This window comes from Streptomyces sp. AgN23 (assembly GCF_001598115.1).
GTDB lineage: Bacteria > Actinomycetota > Actinomycetes > Streptomycetales > Streptomycetaceae > Streptomyces > Streptomyces antimycoticus.
Map to the genome: position 1 here is coordinate 10,707,857 of NZ_CP007153.1, position 16,716 is coordinate 10,724,572.

Genomic DNA, 16,716 nt, shown 5'->3' on the forward strand with positions numbered 1-16,716 from the left:
GGTTGCGGGTGACGGCGCCCCGGTCGGGCTGCGACCCGAGGAAGGCCGACAAGCTGCGGTTCGACAGCTGGCGAACGGAGAGTGGTCGCCCCGGAGTGCGGCGACCTTCCTGGGCCACGGAGGCGCCGGGCAGTCTGGTGTTACTGGAACGCGGGCATGACTTCCTTGATGAACAGCTCCAGCGACTTGCGCTTCTCCTCGTGCGGCAGGCTGGTGTCGATCCAGAAGCTGTACTCGTCCACGCCGAGCTCTTCGTAGGTGCGCAGTCGTTCGATGATTTCGGCAGGGGTGCCGAGCATCGCCGTCCTGTGCAGCGACTCCGGTTCGAACTCGGGGCGGCCTTCGAACTTCGACTCCGGGCTGGGGGCGAGGAACCCATTCTGCGGGGTCGTCTTGTTGTCGAACCAGGCGTCGAAGGTCCGGTAGAACCGGCCGATCGCCTCCGCAGCCGGCCGCCATCCCTCGGGCTCGTCCGGGGAGTGGACGTGGGTGTGCCGCAGCACCATCAGCTCCGGACGCGACACCTCAGGGTGGTTGGTGACCGCGGTGTCGAACTTCCGCTTGAGGTCGACGACTTCCTCGTCCCCCTTCATCAGCGGGGTGACCATGACGTTGCAGCCTTGGGCGACGGCGAAGTCGTGGGAATCGGGGTCGCGGGCGGCGATCCACATGGGCGGGTTGGGCTGCTGCACCGGCTTGGGGACGCTGGTCGAGGTCGGGAACTGCCAGATCTCGCCGTCGTGGGCGTAGTCACCCTGCCAGAGTGCCCGGACAGCCGGGACCAGCTCGCGCAGGTGCTTCCCGCCGTCGCGGGCCGACAGGCCGCTGGCCAGCCGGTCGAACTCGAACTGGTAGGCGCCCCGGGCGAGGCCGACTTCCATCCGGCCGTTGCTGATGACGTCGAGCAGTGCGCACTCACCGGCGGCCCGGATCGGGTTCCAGAACGGGGCGATGATGGTCCCGGCGCCGAGGCGGATGGACGAGGTCTGCGCGGCCAGGTGGGCGAGCAGCGGCATGGGGCTGGGGGAGATGGTGTATTCCATCGCGTGGTGCTCGCCGATCCACACGGTGCCGAACCCGCCGGCCTCGGCCATCAGGGCGAGTTCGGTGAGATTCTCGAAGAGCTGGCGGTGGCTGACCTCCTCGTCCCAACGCTCCATGTGCACGAACAACGAAAACCTCATGACTGCCCTACCTTTCTTGTGGGTTCGAAATGATCATTCGTAAGATCACCGGGACCCAGGGGTTCCGGGTATGGCTGTCATGTGGTCGCCCGCAGATGGCTCAAGGAGCTTGGCCGCCCGGAGTCCCGCGACGACTCGACCGCCAATTGGGATCTGCGACTCGATCGCTGTGTAGGGCAACGCCGGCGAGGTCGTCTGCTGGGTGACGTTGACCATGAAGAGCTGGCGGAGGTGGCTGTGCCCCGGATCTGGGCCGGAGTGGACATCGGCAAGGAACATCACCACTGCGTGGTGATCGACGCGGACGGCCGGCGCCTGCTGTCCCGCCGGATCCTGAACGACGAGACGGCCCTGCTGGAACTGCTCAAAGACGTCTTGGACCTCGACGAGGACGTCCTGTGGGCTGTCGATCTCAACCATGGTGGCGCCGCCTTGCTGATCGGGCTGTTGGTCAGCCACAACCAGCCCTTGGCTTACATCACCGGCCTGGCTGTGCACCGCGCCTCTGGGACCTACCGCGGTGAGGGGAAAACTGACGCGAAGGACGCCTTCGTCATCGCGGACCAGGCGCGTATGCGCCGCGATCTTGGACTGTTGCGGCCCGGTGACGAGATCGCCATCGACGTGCGCACACTGACCACGCGACGCACCGACGTGGTCTGCGACCGGACCCGGCAGATCAACCGTCTTCGGGCCCAACTGCTGGAAATATGCCCCGCGTTGGAGTGTGTGCTGGAGCTGACCAACAAGGGCCCGGTCCTCCTGCTGACCGGCTACCAGACTCCGGCGGCGATCCGCCGGGCTGGGGTGAAGCGCATCGAGACATGGCTGCGCAACCGCAAGGTCTACGGAGCCGCTGCGCTGGCCAAGGCGGCCGTGGATGCCGCCGAGGCCCAGCACACCGTACTGCCCGGCGAGAAGCTGGCTGCCGCCATGGTGGTCCGCCTCGCCAAGGGGGTGATCGCCCTCGACCAGGAGATCGCCGAGCTCGACGCCCTGATCGAGGCCCGGTTTCGCGAGCATCCGCACGCCGAGGTGATCCTCAGCATGCCCGGCATGGGCAGGCTGCTCGGCGCCGAGTTCCTGGCCGCTACCGGTGGCGACATGGACGCCTTCGGCAACGCCGACCGCCTGGCCGGATACGCCGGTCTGGCACCCGCCCCGCGTGACTCCGGCCGCGTCAGCGGCAATCTCCGCCGTCCCCGCCGGTTCCATCGCGGGCTGCTGCGAGCGTTCTACCTCTCCGCGCTGTCCAGTCTGAAGTCCTGCCCCGCCTCGAAAGCCTTCTACCAGCGCAAGCGTGCTGAGGGGAAGGGACACAAACAGGCGCTGCTGGCGCTTTCGCGCCGCCGTGTCAATGTCTTGTGGGCCATGATCCGCGACGGAGCGTGCTACCAAGCCACACCACCTGTCACGGCAGCGGCTTGACATCAGCATTGGGAAGCTCCTTGGCTTGCGGGCCGGTCGGGTGTCGGCTCGTGTCCCGGCCGCTGCCGTCGGTGGTCGCGCCGGACGGTCCCGTGCCGGCGGTGTCCATCTCTGTGAGGGTGACGTCGCCGGTGGCCCAGTGGGAGCGGGGCACCTCGTGGACGACGACACGGATGTGTTCGGGGCGGGTGTTCGTGGTGCGCAGGACCGCGGCGTGGACTTCGTGCAGCAGGTCCCGGATCTGGGTCGGGGTGCGGCCTTCGGCGAGGGTGATGGCGACCTGTGGCATGTCAGCTCCGCATGGTGAACGGATCGGCCACGGGCTCCTCGCTCGTGTTGATCCAGACGCTCTTGAGGCGCGTGTACTCCTTGATGGTCTCGGTGCCGTGCTCGACGCCGATGCCGCTGGTCTTGAAGCCCTGCCGCGGGGACATAGGGGACATGGCCCGGTAGGTGTTGACCCAGACGGTCCCCGCGTCGAGGCGCGCCGCCAGCCGGTGTGCCCGGGCAAGGTTCGTGGTCCAGACGCCGGCGGCGAGTCCGTAGTCCGTGTCGTTGGCCAGGCGGACGACCTCGTCCTCGGTGTCGAACGGCATGACGGCCAGGACAGGGCCGAAGATCTCCTCACGCACGACCCGCATGCTGTTGTCGACGTCCACGAGGATGGTGGGCTCGTAGAAGTAGCCGCCGAGCCCGCCGTCGGTGGTGTGTCCACCGGTCAGCACCCGGGCGCCCTCGCTGCGTCCGAGGTCGACGTATCCGGCCACCTTGGCGCGCTGGTCCGCGAAGGCCAGCGGGCCGAGTTCGGTCTGCTCGTCCAGGGGGTCGCCGATACGGATGGTCTTGGCGCGTTCGGCGACGCGCTCGAGCAGCTCGTCGTAGACCGACCGGTGGGCGAAGACGCGGCTGCCGGCGATGCAGGTCTGTCCGGCGGCGGCGAAGATGCCGGCGACGACACCCATCGCGGCGTTCGGTATGTTCGCGTCCTCGAACACGATGTTGGGTGACTTGCCGCCGAGTTCGAGCGTGGAGCCGATGAACCGGCTCGCGGTCGCCGCGGCGATGCGGGCCCCGGTGGCGGTGCTGCCGGTGAAGGAGATCTTCGCCAGGTCGCGGTGGTCGACCAGGGCCTGCCCGGCCTCGGCCCCGAATCCGGTGACGACGTTCACCGCGCCCGGCGGGAACCCGGCGGCGAGTGCCAGCTCGGCGAGCTTGAGGACGGTGGCCGACGTGTACTCGGAGGGCTTGATCACGACGGTGTTGCCGGCGCAGAGCGCCGGGGCCAGCTTGCTGCTGGTCAGCGTCAGCGGGGAGTTCCAGGGCGTGATCGCTCCGACGACGCCCAGCGGCTCCCGGGCCGTGTAGTTCAGCACCCGGCGGTCGGAGGTCGGGATGAAGTCGCCGTGGATCTTGTCGGCGAGCCCCGCGTAGTAGTGGTAGTACTCCGGCAGGGTGGCCAGCTGCCCCTGCATCTCGCGCAGCAGCTTGCCGTTGTCCAGGGTCTCCATCCGGGCCAGCTCTTCGGCGTTCTCGGCGATCAGCTCACCGAGGCGGCGCAGCAGGTGGCCCCGGCGTGTCTGGCTGAGGTCGCGCCAGCGCGGGTCCTCGAAGGCGCTCCTCGCGGCGGCGACGGCCCGGTCGATGTCGCTCGCGTCGCCGCGCGCGGCCCGGTAGAGGACCTCGCGGGTAGCCGGGTTGGTGCTCTCGAAGTACTCGCCGGACGCGGGCTCCACGGACTCCCCGCCGATGAAGTGCCGCAACGTGGTGAGCTCAGACATGAGGACACTCTCCGAGGAAGGTGGTGAGGGAGTCGACGAGCGCCTGGGGACGCTCGACGGGCAGCATGTGACGCGCCTCGGGGACGACCACCGCACGGCAGTCCGGAAGCGCCGCGGCGAGCCGCCGGGTCATCTCGGGGGTGGAGCCCGGATCGTTCTCACCTGTCACAGCAAGTGCGGGTACGGAGATGCGGCCCAGGTACGGCCCGAGTTCCGCGTCCGCCGAGGCGAACACGCGATAGCAGCCGAGGAAGGAGTCGACGTCGCCTGCGAGCAGCGTGGCCTCGGTGCGGGCCACCCACTCGGCGTCGACGTCCGTGCCGTCGTACCACCGCTTCAGGCTTGCGGCCGCGCTGGCAGTGAAGTCGGCTTCCGCGGTGCGCAGTCGGCCGAGGACCGAGGTCCGCTCCTCGGCCGTGCGCCGGCACACCGAGCTGACCGAGGTCAGGGTGGCCACCAGCTCGGGGCGGTGTAGTGCCAGGTGCTGGGCGACCAGCGCCCCGAGGGAGAATCCGACCAGGTGTGAGCCGGCCGGGATCTCGCCGGCTACCCCGTCGGCCAGGTCGGCGAGGATCACACGATCGTTCACCGGCGGGCGGGTGCCGTGGCCCGGCAGGTCGGGGGTGATCACGGTGAAGCGGTCGGCCAGGAGTGCGGCGGTGGGCTCCCACATGGTGTGGTCGAGTCCGACGCCGTGCAGCAGGACCACGGTCGGCTTGCTCATGAGCACCTACTGTTCGGTCGTGAGCGGCGCCAGGCGCTGCTGGGGGCGTCCCTGAGCGGCGGCGGCGAGTGCGATGACGATCTCGTTCGGGTGCGGGGCGTCGCTGATGCGGACCTCGAAGCTCTGGTGGTGCGAGCGGATCGTTGCGTCGGTGATGTGCTTCAGCGGGATGTCGAAGACCACGCCGGCGGGGCCGCGCTTCTCGACCGCGGGCAGCAGGGTGGTCGCATTGGCCGCCTTGCGGAAGTGATCGCCGAACTTGAGGGTGTGGATCAGCCCCGAGCCGTGCTCGATCTCGCCGTCCAAGCCGACGATGGCGGCCTTCCCGTACGCCTCCGCGGGCTCGCCGAGGGCGTCGAGGACCGCCGGGGCCAGCAGGGCGCCGAGGTCGGAGGCGGTCGCGTCGATGCCGGGGCCGAGGTCCTCGACGAAGCCCTGACCGGCCCAGGGGTTCTCGATCACCGCTGCGACGACAGCGATGCGAGCGGGGCGGTTGACCTCTCGGCCACCCTCGGCGCGGATCTCTTCGACGATGGTCACGATCTTGCGGACGCTCATGAGGGGACAACCTCCAGGGTTTCGGTGGTGACGACGGGGTCGGTCATGCGGTCCCCGATACGGGGGTGCGGCCGGGGCCCCGTCGACGCGGCTGCGATGACGACGATCTCGTCCGCACGCGGCGCGTCGGGTACGCGGGCGCTGATGGTCTGGTAGTGGCTACGTGTCGCGGCATGGGTCTTGTGCCAGAGGGGGACGATGAGTGTCTCTCCGGCCTCGGCCCGCGTGTCGGCGAAACAGATGATGGACTCGCCCTGGAGGAACTCTCTCACCAGGTTCCCGAAGTACGGGGTGTGGATGAGTGCCCCGGCGTGCTCGATTTCGCCCGCCGTGCCGACGATGGCAGCCTTGCCGAACGCTTCGATCTTGTGCACACCGCCCATGGATGCCATGAGCCGGTCGGTCAGCAGCTTCGCGAGTACCGGAGCGAAGCGAGCCTGTTCCATGGACAGGTCGGTAGAAGGGCCGGAGCCCACCCATGGATTCCGTATGACCGCAGCGACGCTGGCGCGTTGCACGGGCCGTGCGGGTACCTCGCCCGCTTCGGTGAAGACGACATCGCGGTAGAGCACGAGCTTGCGGAGACCGATGCTCTCGTCAGTTTGTTCCAAGCTCTCTTGCATGGCACAGGACGATAGGTGTGCACTTTCGAGTCAGTCAAGGGCTTGAGTCGAAGGGCTTTCGCTGGCCCTTCACGTGACCGCGTCGGCAACCGCGAAATGCCCTCTGAACTGCAGGTTTATATGTTCGGTGAAGTTGGGGTGCGATCCGACGCCCGCGAACCCTTGACGCTCTACCTGTGGCATGTCTTACTGCTTCTTGTATGCCAGTGCGGGGCCGGGTGTCCGCCTCGTGGCCTCAGTTGGTTCCGCATCCATTCACCTTCGGGCGGGTACGAAACTGTGCCCCGCAGCCATCAGGGCAAGGGGAGAAGCCACCACGAACGAGACAGCCGAGGGCGGCGGCCAAGAGGACGAGCGTGGTTCCGCTTCCGCCGTTCAGCTCGTGCCTCCGGCAGCGTGCTGGCACTCCGGCTCCTGTCGGCGGACCGACCGCACTCCGCATTGCCGCCACCGTGAAAGGAGAAGAGATGGCACACAACGACGCCCGCCGAGAACTCATCGAGAAGGTATGGGCCCAGGCATGGGGGCACGGCGACGTCGACGCCCTCGACGCGTTGCTGAGCCCGGCCTACCTACGCCACGGAACGGACCCGTACCCGCATAACCTGGACGCCTTCAAGGCGGCGATCGTCACAACGCGGGCGGCGTTCCCGGACCTGACCACCACCATCGACGACATCGTGGTCGAAGGCGACAGGGCCGCGATCCGCTGGCACAGCAGCGGAACCCATGTGAATTCGTTCCTCGGTGTCCCGCCCACCAAGCGGCGCGTCGAAGTCAGCGGCGCCACGTTCGCCCGCTTCGAAGGGGACCAGGTCGTCGAGGAGAACGTGACGTGGGACCCCCGGGCGCTCCTCTCGGCACTGGGCATCATCACCGTGGGACAGGACTGACGATCAAAATGCCAAGGAGCTTCCCAAATGCTGATGTCAAGCCGCTGCCGTGACAGGTGGTGTGGCTTGGTAGCACGCTCCGTCGCGGATCATGGCCCACAAGACATTGACACGGCGGCGCGAAAGCGCCAGCAGCGCCTGTTTGTGTCCCTTCCCCTCAGCACGCTTGCGCTGGTAGAAGGCTTTCGAGGCGGGGCAGGACTTCAGACTGGACAGCGCGGAGAGGTAGAACGCTCGCAGCAGCCCGCGATGGAACCGGCGGGGACGGCGGAGATTGCCGCTGACGCGGCCGGAGTCACGCGGGGCGGGTGCCAGACCGGCGTATCCGGCCAGGCGGTCGGCGTTGCCGAAGGCGTCCATGTCGCCACCGGTAGCGGCCAGGAACTCGGCGCCGAGCAGCCTGCCCATGCCGGGCATGCTGAGGATCACCTCGGCGTGCGGATGCTCGCGAAACCGGGCCTCGATCAGGGCGTCGAGCTCGGCGATCTCCTGGTCGAGGGCGATCACCCCCTTGGCGAGGCGGACCACCATGGCGGCAGCCAGCTTCTCGCCGGGCAGTACGGTGTGCTGGGCCTCGGCGGCATCCACGGCCGCCTTGGCCAGCGCAGCGGCTCCGTAGACCTTGCGGTTGCGCAGCCATGTCTCGATGCGCTTCACCCCAGCCCGGCGGATCGCCGCCGGAGTCTGGTAGCCGGTCAGCAGGAGGACCGGGCCCTTGTTGGTCAGCTCCAGCACACACTCCAACGCGGGGCATATTTCCAGCAGTTGGGCCCGAAGACGGTTGATCTGCCGGGTCCGGTCGCAGACCACGTCGGTGCGTCGCGTGGTCAGTGTGCGCACGTCGATGGCGATCTCGTCACCGGGCCGCAACAGTCCAAGATCGCGGCGCATACGCGCCTGGTCCGCGATGACGAAGGCGTCCTTCGCGTCAGTTTTCCCCTCACCGCGGTAGGTCCCAGAGGCGCGGTGCACAGCCAGGCCGGTGATGTAAGCCAAGGGCTGGTTGTGGCTGACCAACAGCCCGATCAGCAAGGCGGCGCCACCATGGTTGAGATCGACAGCCCACAGGACGTCCTCGTCGAGGTCCAAGACGTCTTTGAGCAGTTCCAGCAGGGCCGTCTCGTCGTTCAGGATCCGGCGGGACAGCAGGCGCCGGCCGTCCGCGTCGATCACCACGCAGTGGTGATGTTCCTTGCCGATGTCCACTCCGGCCCAGATCCGGGGCACAGCCACCTCCGCCAGCTCTTCATGGTCAACGTCACCCAGCAGACGACCTCGCCGGCGTTGCCCTACACAGCGATCGAGTCGCAGATCCCAATTGGCGGTCGAGTCGTCGCGGGACTCCGGGCGGCCAAGCTCCTTGAGCCATCTGCGGGCGACCACATGACAGCCATACCCGGAACCCCTGGGTCCCGGTGATCTTACGAATGATCATTTCGAACCCACAAGAAAGGTAGGGCCCCCCATGGCCGCACTTGCCCCGACCCCCGACATCGACGTGATGAAGCAGGCCAACCGGCAGTTCGTCACCGGTGTCACGGTCGTCACCGCGATGGATGGAGAGACCCCCAGAGGGCTGGCCGTCAACGCGTTCTCGAGCATCTCGCTCGACCCTCCCACGGTGATGGTGTGCGTCCAGCACACCTCGTCCACCCATGACTGTCTGTTCCGGGCGGACCACCTCGCGATCAACATCCTTTCCATCGACCAGCTCGACGTCGTCGGCACGTTCGCGAGCAAAGCCGCTGACAAGTTCAAGGACCTCGACTGGGGAAGCGGCCCGTTCGGCAGCCCGCTGATCGCTCGAAGCAGCGCGCAGATGGAAGTGCAGATCCGCGAGCGGCTCCAGGCCAGTACGCACACGATCTTCATCTGCCGAGTCGTGCACGCCGCAGTCGCCGAGCGCCACCCCATGGTCTACAGCGCGGGCAAGTTCTTCGACGGCGGCGCACTCACGCCTCTGGGATGATGCAGCGGGTGGCACGGGAGATGGAGGAGTACTCGGTGAATCGCGCAAAGAGCGAACCGAAGAACGGATCGATGCAGGCCACGGTGATCGCCGAAATGCGCAGGCGCATCATCAAGGGCGACATCGAACCCGGAGCTCCGCTGTCGGAGCTCGCCCTGGCGGACGAGTTCGGCGTGAGCCGTACGCCAGTGCGCGAAGCCCTCAAGCAGCTGCAAACCGAGGGGCTGGTCGAGATCCGGCCCCGCGTCGGGACGTTCGTTACCATCCCCTCCCGCCGTGAGATCACGGAACTATTCGAGATGAAGGAACTGATCGAGGGTGCTGCAGCCCGCCTGCTCGCCCAGCGCGGCCGTGTGCCGGAGATCGACCTGATCGAGCGAAACTTGCGCGAGGCCGATGAAGCGGTGGAGCGGGACGACCGGGAACGGTACGCAGAGCTGGTCCAGGAGTTCCATGACCTGCTCATAGCTGGCGCCGACAACAGCAAGTTGGAGGCCCACTACCGGATGCTGATGAATCAGCTGGCGTACTCCCGGCTGGTGAACACCTCGCTCAGCCAGCCGGGCCGCGCCACCCAGTCCGACCGCGAACACCACCTCGTTCTGGAGCTGATCCTGGCAAAGGACGGTGACATTGCCGAGCAGGTGATGCGGGAGCATGTCAGGGCAAGCCGACGCGCTCTACTGGCGGGCCTGCCCATCGGTGGCCCGCACGAGAGGTTCGGCGCGGCGAGCTCCTAATCTTGGGCCCATCCAGCCTCTCATCGCTTCCGCCTGTCGAGCCGGAACGGGGCCGGCGAGGTGCCGGTCCCTTCGTGCGTCCTCGGGCCGCGATGGATGGCCGCTTGCCGACTTTGGAACCTTTCGCCGACTCCGCGTACGCCACATGAAGGAGGCCTGTAGCCCTTGTTCCTGGGTGGGGCATCGGCCAGATCAGTGTGCCGAGGCGGCGGCATCGTCATGGTCGAGCGTGTCGAGTAAGGCTTGCAGTTCGGTCCTGGTCGGGTAGGAGTTCTGGGCTCCGCGGCGGGTGGCGGCGTAGGCGGCGAACGCTGCTGCCGCGTGCGCGGTGTCGACGACGGTGCGGCCGTCGGCAAGGCCCGCGAGTACCGCCCCGGGGAAGGCGTCCCCGCAGCCGGTGGCGTCGACGGCGCTGACGGTGACCGGCGCGATGCAGACGACGCGGGCCTGGGCGTCGGGTTGCCCGGGCAGTCGGCATGGGTCAGTACCACCGCGCCGCGGGCTCCTGCGGTCACCACCGTGCGGCGGATACCGAAGCGTTCGAGGAGTACACCGCAGATGTTTTCCCACGACCTTTCCGCCAGGTCGGTTCCCACCTGAGATTCGCACGCCACTGGCCCCGGACCGACATCATTACCGGCGCCCTGGCACGACCATGGATGGAGGGTCTCGCGGTCCGTGCCATATGGCAGCGCTGTGACCTGCTCCTGCATCTGGTGTCTCACACCGTGGCCTTGTAGGTCTGTCTTACAGTCGTGTCCGAATCATCAGGCCGCCTACGCGGAACGGGCGGCTGTACGGCGGAAACGAACAGCCAGGTCGCACGGCCGTGGAGTCGTGAGTCTCACGTCCACGGTGCCCAGACAGCAGTAGGCTGCCTCGCAGTGATGATGCTCACGAGGCGGCCTTTGCTGGTTGGTGCTCAGTGGTTGTTGGCGAGTGCGCCGCTGAGCTTGTCATGGAGATCGGCGCTGGGCCGGTTCAGGCCGATGATCTCGACTTCCTTGCCGCGCTGGGCGTACTTGGTCTCAATCGCGTCGAGGGCGGCAACGGAGGAGGCGTCCCAGATGTGGGTGGCGGACAGGTGTGAGGTGACCCCCTGGATGTGGGCACAGGGGTTTATGCCGCGAGTGAGAGTTTAGCCGTCGTGTGGTGCTGCTGTTCGAACTCCATTGGGGACAGGTAGGCCAGCGCACTGTGACGCCGTCGCGCGTTGTAGTACGTGAGCCACCGGAAGATCCCCAGTCGGGCCTGACTCATCGTCGGGAACGTCGTCTTGTACATGGCCTCTCGTATCAGGCTCTGCCACAGGCTCTCGGCCAGGGCGTTGTCGTAACTGGAGCCGACCCGGCCCATGCTCCGCCGGACCCCGTATCCGTCGCAGACCTGCGCGAACGCCGCCGAGGTGTACTGCGACCCGCGGTCCGAGTGGAAGACCACACCGGCCACGTCCCTGCCCCGGGCCGAGACCGCCATCCGCAGTGCGTCGATGACCAGCTCGGCCCGCATGTGCGGGGCCATCGACCAGCCGAGTACCCGGCGCGAGCAGATGTCGATCACGCAGGCCAGGAACAGCCACCGCCCACCGACCTGGATATACGTGAGGTCGCCGCACCACCGCTCATCGAGCCGGGAGGCGGTGAAATCCCGTTGCAGCAGGTCCGGCGCCGGCGGCGCGACGGTGTCGGGGACCGTGGTCTTCTTCTTCCTGCGCAGGTGGCGGCCGACGATGCCATGTGCGCGCATCAGCCGTGCCACCCGCTTGCGGTTCACGTGATGTCCGAACCCTTGCAGATCGGCGTGGACCCGCAGGACCCCATAGGCCTCACCGGACTCAGTGTGGATTTCGCGGATCTTGGCTACCAGGGCGTCGTCCGCAGCCTGCCGGGCGGACCGTGCATCCGCGCCGGCCAGCCACCGGTAGTAGCCCGAACGGGAGACCCGCAGCACCCGGCACAGCCGCTGGACGCCGAACTCACCGGCGTGCGCGGAGATGAAGTCCCAGCGGCGGGACGTCACTTCATCTCCTTGGCAAAATACTGGGCCGCCCGACGCAGGATCTCCCGCTCCAGCTGCCACTCCTTCTCCGCCTTCTGCAGCCGGGCGTTCTCCGCATCGGCGGATCCCGACTGCCCCGAACCACCCCGCCGAGGCCTGGCCGCCGCCCTCGGCCGCTCGCACCCACACCCTCAGTGTCTCGCGGGTGATGCCCAGGTCAGCGGCGACGTCCTTCATCGCCCGCTGACCCGCCGAAGCCCTCCACAACGCCACCGCGTCCGCCCGGAACTCCGGGGTGTATATCCGCCCTGCCATATGAACCATCTTCCCGGACCATCAAGATCCGCCATCAGAGTGTCCACACCACAGGGGTCATCTCAGTCCATGACGAGGTTCTTCGCCGCTTGCGCTACCCAGGAGGCGATCGGATGCGTGGTGGCGCCCAGGACGCGGATCCGGCGACTGCCGTGTTCGATCACCACGAGCACGTACATCCGTGCCCCCGACAGGGTGACTGTTTCCATGAAGTCGCAGGCCAGCAGGGCATCAGCCTGGGAACGCAGAAAACTGGCCCAGGTACTGGAGTTCCGCTCGGGCGCAGGATCGATGCAGGCCTCCTTCAGGATGTCCCAGACGGTGGACGCGCCCACCCTCACCCCCAGTACGAGGAGTTCGCCGTGCAGGCGTCGGTAGCCCCAGCTCGGGTTCTCCTTCACCAGGCGCAGCACCAGGATGCGGACGGAGCGCACGGTGCGTGGTCGTCCCGGGCGTTTGGGTCGGCAGGAGGTGGCGTGGCGGCGTGCGACGAGGTTGCGGTGCCAACGCAATACCGTGTCGGGGCGTACGAGCAGCCGTAACTGTCGCAGGACGTGCAGTGGCAGCCGGTGCAGCGCCGCCAGGAACGCCCGATCGCTTGGCGAGAACCGGATCTTTTCCTTGCCGAGTTGGCGTTCCAGCACGGTGATCTGGTGGCGCAGAGCGAGGATCTCCGCGTCCTTGTCCCGGTCGGTCATCGGCAGCAGGCGAAGCATCGCGAACGCGTTCGTCGCACCCAGATAAGCCAGTCGCAGCAGCACGATCGATCATCATGACGCGCTGACGGCAGCTGCGCGAGAGCGCCAGCTTGGGCGACCGCGGCCAGATTTCGGGAAACCCGATGCACCGGCCTCCACCAGGACGGATGAGATTTCCGGCAAGGGCAGATTCAGGCCGCAGACGCATGGGCTGCGGCCGGTCGAGATGGCGCGGGCGCGCCGGCGGAGCGTGTGCGTGCTGCGCAGCGCGGGTGATCTCGCCTCGCTGGCGCTGGAGGGCATCGGGGCGACCGTCGTCCCCCTCCCGGTGGCGGAGGCCATCGTCCCAGCCGAGCACGCCGACTGCGGGCTGCGCCTCGACGACCCACAGGCGCTGCTGCCGCCGGCCCTCGCCCACCCCGATCCCGCCTCGACCGCACCTGCGGCGCGGGCGTTCCTGCGGCTCGCGCTCACCCGCCTGGCTCCTGATACCGCGGCCGCTCACGGATAAGGCGGACCCGCCGCCTCGCAGGAGACGGCGGTCCTGGGAATGTGGGTGGCGGTTTTACTGGGAGAGTTCCTCCAGCGACGCCTGCTTGGTCTCGATGCCGAAGACAGCGGTGACGACCAGCCCGATGACCAGGACGGCCGCGAAGAGTCCGAAGACGGCGGCGATGCCGTGGTCGACGAGTGCTCCGATGACCGTCGGGGCGAGGACGGCGGCGAAGCCGCGCCAGGAGCTGGCGCTGAGGGCGCCCCAGGAGCGCATGCGGGTGGGATAGATCTCGGCGGTCCAGGCGTATACGAGCGGGTCGACGCTGCTCACGCCGAGGAGCATCAGGCCGCCGCTGGCCAGGAGCGCGGGCCAGGTGTGGAGGTTGCCGGTGGCGGCCAGTACGACGGCGAGCAGGGCGCCGGCGAGGGAGATCACGTATCCCGTGAGGAACCAGCGGCGCCGACCCACGCGGTCGACGGTGGTTCCCACGGCGATGATCAGCACGATGGCGGCGAGGGTTAGGGCACCGCTGAGCAGTGCGGCGGTCGACGGGGAGACACCGACGCGCTTGACGTAGAGGCTGGGCATCCAGGCGGTGGCGCCGAGCAGGGTGAAGAACACGGTGAACCACAGCACCCAGGCCGTGAGTGTCCGCCTTCGGTACTGGGGTGAGAGCAGCTCGGTGTGCCGAGTGGAGGCCAGATCGGCGCTGGGCGCGCTCGCGGGCGCTGACGTGGAGTCTGCCGGGGGAGCGGCGGGGGCGGAGCCCGCCGAGGCTTCCATGGCGGTGACGATCCGCTCCGCCTCGGCGAAGCGTCCTTGCCGGATCAGGACGCGCGGCGACTCCGGCAGCAGACGCCACGCGACCAGGGCGATCAGCAGCGGGGCGCCGCCGATGGCGAACAGCAGGCGCCAGGCGTTCTCGGGACTGGTGGAGGCGAGCAGGGCCGCCGCGGTCAGCGAGGTGGCGAGGTTGCCGAGCGGCGAAGCCAGCTTGTAGAGCACGGTGACCCGGCCCCGCTGCCGGGCTGCGACGAACTCGCCGAGCAGGGCCGAAGCGACGGGCACTTCGGCGCCCAGGCCGAAGCCCTGGATCAGCCGGGTGGCGCCCAGGCTGGTGCTGTTCCAGGCCAGGGCCGAGATCAGGGCGAAGACCCCCATCACGGCCAGGGCGGCGAGGAACACCCGGCGCCGCCCCAGGCGCTCGCTGACCAGGCCGAACCCGATCGCGCCCACCGCCTGGCCGAGGAAGCCCGCGCTGACCAGCAGACCGGCCTGGCTGGAGCTCAGCCCGTAGGTGGCGGATATGGCGCTGAGGACGGTGGCGACGGAGACGATGTCGAACGCGTCGAAGAAGGTTCCCGCGCCGAGCGTGCCGACGACGCGGGCGTGGAATCGGGAGACCGGCACCTGGTCCAGCCGCTTGACCAACTGGTCGGCTTGCAGGGCTTGTTGAGTGTTCTGCGTATTTGTCGCGGCCATGGCGTCAGCTCCTCGTCGAGCTTGCAGGGGGGATGCGGTCCTTAGCGGGAGCCTACTTTCACTCAACGAAAGTGGCTTGTTCTAACCGGAAGGAACCAAAGCATCGGGGCCGGAATGACGTCAAGAGGCCGGGCGCCGTGGACATTCAGGCGGCCCCGGCGCTATGGTCCCAAGGAAGTTTGAAAGCTACTTTCATTCAGTGGAAGCGGGGTCGCCATGGAGTGGTTGGGACTGGAGGGCCGCCGGGCGCTGGTCATGGGAGCCGGCGGGCTGGGAGCCGCCTGTGCCCGGGGGCTGGCGGAGGCAGGGGCGCGGCTGGCCGTGGTGGACGTGGACGCGGCGAAGCTGAAGGCGCTGCGGGATGAGCCGGTGCTCGCGGATGCCGGTGTGCGCGTATTCCCGGCCGACATGACGACCTCCGAGGCGTGTGACGAGGCCGTCACGGCAGTGGCCGGTGAACTGGGCGGGCTGGATGTGCTGGTGCACGCGGTCGGCACGAACGACCGACGCCCGGTGGTGGACACCCCGGACGAGGTCTGGGAGCGGATCCTCACGCTGAACCTGTCGAGCGCGTTCTACGCCGGGCGGGCCGCCGGACGCCTGATGCGCGAGGGGGGAGGCGGCAGCATGGTGTTCTTCTCGTCGGTCTCCTCCCGTCTCGCGCACAAGCATCACGCGCCGTACGCGGCGACCAAGGGCGGCCTCGACCAGTTGGTGAAGGTGATGGCCCGGGAGTGGGCGGCCGACGGCGTGACCGTCAACGCGGTCGGCCCCGGCTACACGGAGACAGAGCTTACCAGGACGTACCTAGACAAGCCGGGAATGCGCCAGGAGATGGTCGGCCTGGTACCGGCTGGGCGTCTGGGCACGCCCGAGGACGTGGTCGGCTCGGTGCTGTTCCTCGCCTCGCGGCGGGCGTCGTTCGTCACCGGGCAGGTGCTGTACGTCGACGGCGGCCGCACGCTCGTATGAACCGGCGGATCTCAGCTTCCGCCGAGCAGCCGGGTGATCTCCCGGCAGGCGTCCAGCAGCGGCGGACGCAGCTCGTCGTGCAGGCGGGCGACCGGGAACTCCATCGCCGGTACGGCCACGTTGACGGCGGCGACCACCGCGCCGGACGCGTCGCGCACGGGCGCGGCCACCGAGCGCAGCCCGTAGGCGAGTTCCTCGTCCTGCACCGCCCAGCCCTGCTTGCGGATCTCGATCAGGGCCGGCCGCAGGCCGGCGAGCGACCTGATCGCGTTGGGGCCGATGATCCCGGCGAAGGACGCTTCCGTCAGGCGCTGGTCCAGTTCCTTCTCGTCGAGACCGGCGAGCAGCACCTTCCCGATGGAGGTGCCGGCGGCCGGGAGCCGAGAGCCGACCTGGATGTTGGCGGTGACCAGGTCGTTGTTGCGCAGTCGGATCAGATACAGCACGCGGTCGTCGGAGAGCGTGCCCAGATTGACCGTCTGCCCGGTCGCCGCGGCGAGCCGGCGCAGCGGCCCGTCGGCCAGCTCCACCAGATCCATGCCGCGCAAGGCCGAGAAGCCGAGCGTGAGCACCTTCGGGGCGGGCCGGTAGGCACCGTCCGGAAGCTGCTCGAGGAACCCCTCGGTGCCCAGGGTGGCCGCCATCCGGAAGGCGGTGGGCAGCGGTACGCCGGTCTCGGCGGCCATGTCGGTGAGCTTCATCGTGGTGCGCTGCTCGGAGAACAGCGCGAGCAGCCGCAGCCCCTTGGCCAGGGCCTCGACGTGATAGCTGCGCTTCGACGCGGGGGCCTCGGCGGTCGGGAGGATCGGTTCATCACGGGGCGGCACTCGGTGCTCCCTTTCTGTTATCGGCATGCGC

At 68.2% G+C, this 16,716-nt stretch carries 17 protein-coding genes and 2 pseudogenes; 6 read left to right on the top strand and 13 right to left on the bottom strand.

Annotated elements, in window-relative coordinates; translation table 11 throughout:
• Positions 1-140: 140 nt before the first annotated feature.
• Entirely contained in the window at positions 141-1,184 is a 1,044-nt protein-coding gene (locus AS97_RS45915) for an LLM class flavin-dependent oxidoreductase (RefSeq protein ID WP_210567023.1), read from the bottom strand.
• 231 nt (positions 1,185-1,415) lie between these two features.
• Here AS97_RS45915 and AS97_RS45920 point away from each other — a divergent pair, with 231 nt between their 5' ends.
• The gene (locus AS97_RS45920) at positions 1,416-2,612 is read left to right on the top strand and encodes an IS110 family transposase (protein ID WP_210567024.1); all 1,197 of its coding nucleotides are present in this window, start codon (positions 1,416-1,418) and stop codon (positions 2,610-2,612) included.
• On the opposite strand, the gene AS97_RS45925 is transcribed toward AS97_RS45920, so the two are convergent.
• From AS97_RS45925 to AS97_RS45945, 5 genes are read right to left on the bottom strand one after another with little or no spacing between them, the layout of a single operon-like run.
• On the bottom strand, positions 2,596-2,901 hold the full coding sequence (locus AS97_RS45925; protein ID WP_210567025.1) for a tautomerase family protein: 306 nt from the start codon (positions 2,899-2,901) through the stop codon (positions 2,596-2,598). The two genes, AS97_RS45920 and AS97_RS45925, sit on opposite strands and share 17 nt — an antisense overlap.
• A 1-nt stretch (position 2,902) precedes the next feature.
• Entirely contained in the window at positions 2,903-4,390 is a 1,488-nt protein-coding gene (locus AS97_RS45930) for an aldehyde dehydrogenase (RefSeq protein WP_210567026.1), read from the bottom strand.
• Positions 4,383-5,114: an alpha/beta hydrolase gene (locus tag AS97_RS45935; RefSeq protein ID WP_210567027.1), complete on the bottom strand. Its 732-nt coding sequence runs from the start codon at positions 5,112-5,114 to the stop codon at positions 4,383-4,385. Before AS97_RS45935 ends, AS97_RS45930 begins: the two co-directional genes overlap by 8 nt.
• A 6-nt stretch (positions 5,115-5,120) precedes the next feature.
• A complete protein-coding gene (locus tag AS97_RS45940) occupies positions 5,121-5,672 on the bottom strand; it encodes an amino acid synthesis family protein (RefSeq protein WP_210567028.1) in 552 nt (183 codons plus the stop codon).
• Entirely contained in the window at positions 5,669-6,295 is a 627-nt protein-coding gene (locus AS97_RS45945) for an amino acid synthesis family protein (protein WP_210567029.1), read from the bottom strand. The genes AS97_RS45940 and AS97_RS45945 overlap by 4 nt, the downstream gene beginning before the upstream one ends.
• Before the next feature lie 467 nt (positions 6,296-6,762).
• Between AS97_RS45945 and AS97_RS45950 the strand changes: the two genes are divergently transcribed.
• Complete coding sequence (locus AS97_RS45950; protein ID WP_210567030.1) at positions 6,763-7,188, top strand: ester cyclase; 426 nt, start codon at positions 6,763-6,765, stop codon at positions 7,186-7,188.
• A 36-nt stretch (positions 7,189-7,224) separates the two neighbouring features.
• On the opposite strand, the gene AS97_RS45955 is transcribed toward AS97_RS45950, so the two are convergent.
• Entirely contained in the window at positions 7,225-8,421 is a 1,197-nt protein-coding gene (locus AS97_RS45955) for an IS110 family transposase (protein ID WP_210567024.1), read from the bottom strand.
• A 232-nt stretch (positions 8,422-8,653) separates the two neighbouring features.
• On the opposite strand from AS97_RS45955, the gene AS97_RS45960 reads away from it, so the two are divergent.
• Both AS97_RS45960 and AS97_RS45965 read left to right on the top strand, forming a co-directional pair.
• Positions 8,654-9,157, top strand: a complete 504-nt coding sequence (locus AS97_RS45960; protein WP_210567031.1) for a flavin reductase family protein — start codon at positions 8,654-8,656, stop codon at positions 9,155-9,157.
• Positions 9,158-9,228: 71 nt separating this feature from the next.
• Complete coding sequence (locus tag AS97_RS45965; RefSeq protein ID WP_210567439.1) at positions 9,229-9,897, top strand: GntR family transcriptional regulator; 669 nt, start codon at positions 9,229-9,231, stop codon at positions 9,895-9,897.
• Between the two features lie 192 nt (positions 9,898-10,089).
• Here the strand turns inward: AS97_RS45965 and AS97_RS45970 are convergent, their stop codons facing one another.
• The 4 genes and pseudogenes from AS97_RS45970 to AS97_RS45980 form a co-directional block, all read right to left on the bottom strand.
• Positions 10,090-10,467, bottom strand: a complete 378-nt coding sequence (locus AS97_RS45970; protein ID WP_210567032.1) for a PfkB family carbohydrate kinase — start codon at positions 10,465-10,467, stop codon at positions 10,090-10,092.
• Between the two features lie 352 nt (positions 10,468-10,819).
• A pseudogene (locus tag AS97_RS48355) lies at positions 10,820-10,981 on the bottom strand (sodium-independent anion transporter); the annotation flags it as partial.
• Between the two features lie 35 nt (positions 10,982-11,016).
• Positions 11,017-12,210: an IS3 family transposase gene (locus AS97_RS45975; protein ID WP_210567033.1), complete on the bottom strand. Its 1,194-nt coding sequence runs from the start codon at positions 12,208-12,210 to the stop codon at positions 11,017-11,019.
• Positions 12,211-12,275: 65 nt separating this feature from the next.
• Positions 12,276-12,971, bottom strand: a pseudogene (locus AS97_RS45980) (integrase); the annotation flags it as partial.
• Positions 12,972-13,164: 193 nt separating this feature from the next.
• Here AS97_RS45980 and AS97_RS45985 point away from each other — a divergent pair.
• Positions 13,165-13,419, top strand: a complete 255-nt coding sequence (locus tag AS97_RS45985) for a hypothetical protein (RefSeq protein WP_247204734.1) — start codon at positions 13,165-13,167, stop codon at positions 13,417-13,419.
• A 54-nt stretch (positions 13,420-13,473) separates the two neighbouring features.
• On the opposite strand, the gene AS97_RS45990 is transcribed toward AS97_RS45985, so the two are convergent.
• Positions 13,474-14,886, bottom strand: a complete 1,413-nt coding sequence (locus AS97_RS45990; RefSeq protein ID WP_210567034.1) for an MFS transporter — start codon at positions 14,884-14,886, stop codon at positions 13,474-13,476.
• 216 nt (positions 14,887-15,102) lie between these two features.
• Between AS97_RS45990 and AS97_RS45995 the strand changes: the two genes are divergently transcribed.
• Positions 15,103-15,858, top strand: coding sequence for an SDR family oxidoreductase (locus AS97_RS45995; RefSeq protein ID WP_247204735.1), 756 nt, complete (start codon positions 15,103-15,105; stop codon positions 15,856-15,858).
• Between the two features lie 11 nt (positions 15,859-15,869).
• Here the strand turns inward: AS97_RS45995 and AS97_RS46000 are convergent, their stop codons facing one another.
• Positions 15,870-16,685, bottom strand: a complete 816-nt coding sequence (locus AS97_RS46000) for an IclR family transcriptional regulator (protein ID WP_210567035.1) — start codon at positions 16,683-16,685, stop codon at positions 15,870-15,872.
• Positions 16,686-16,716: the final 31 nt, after the last annotated feature.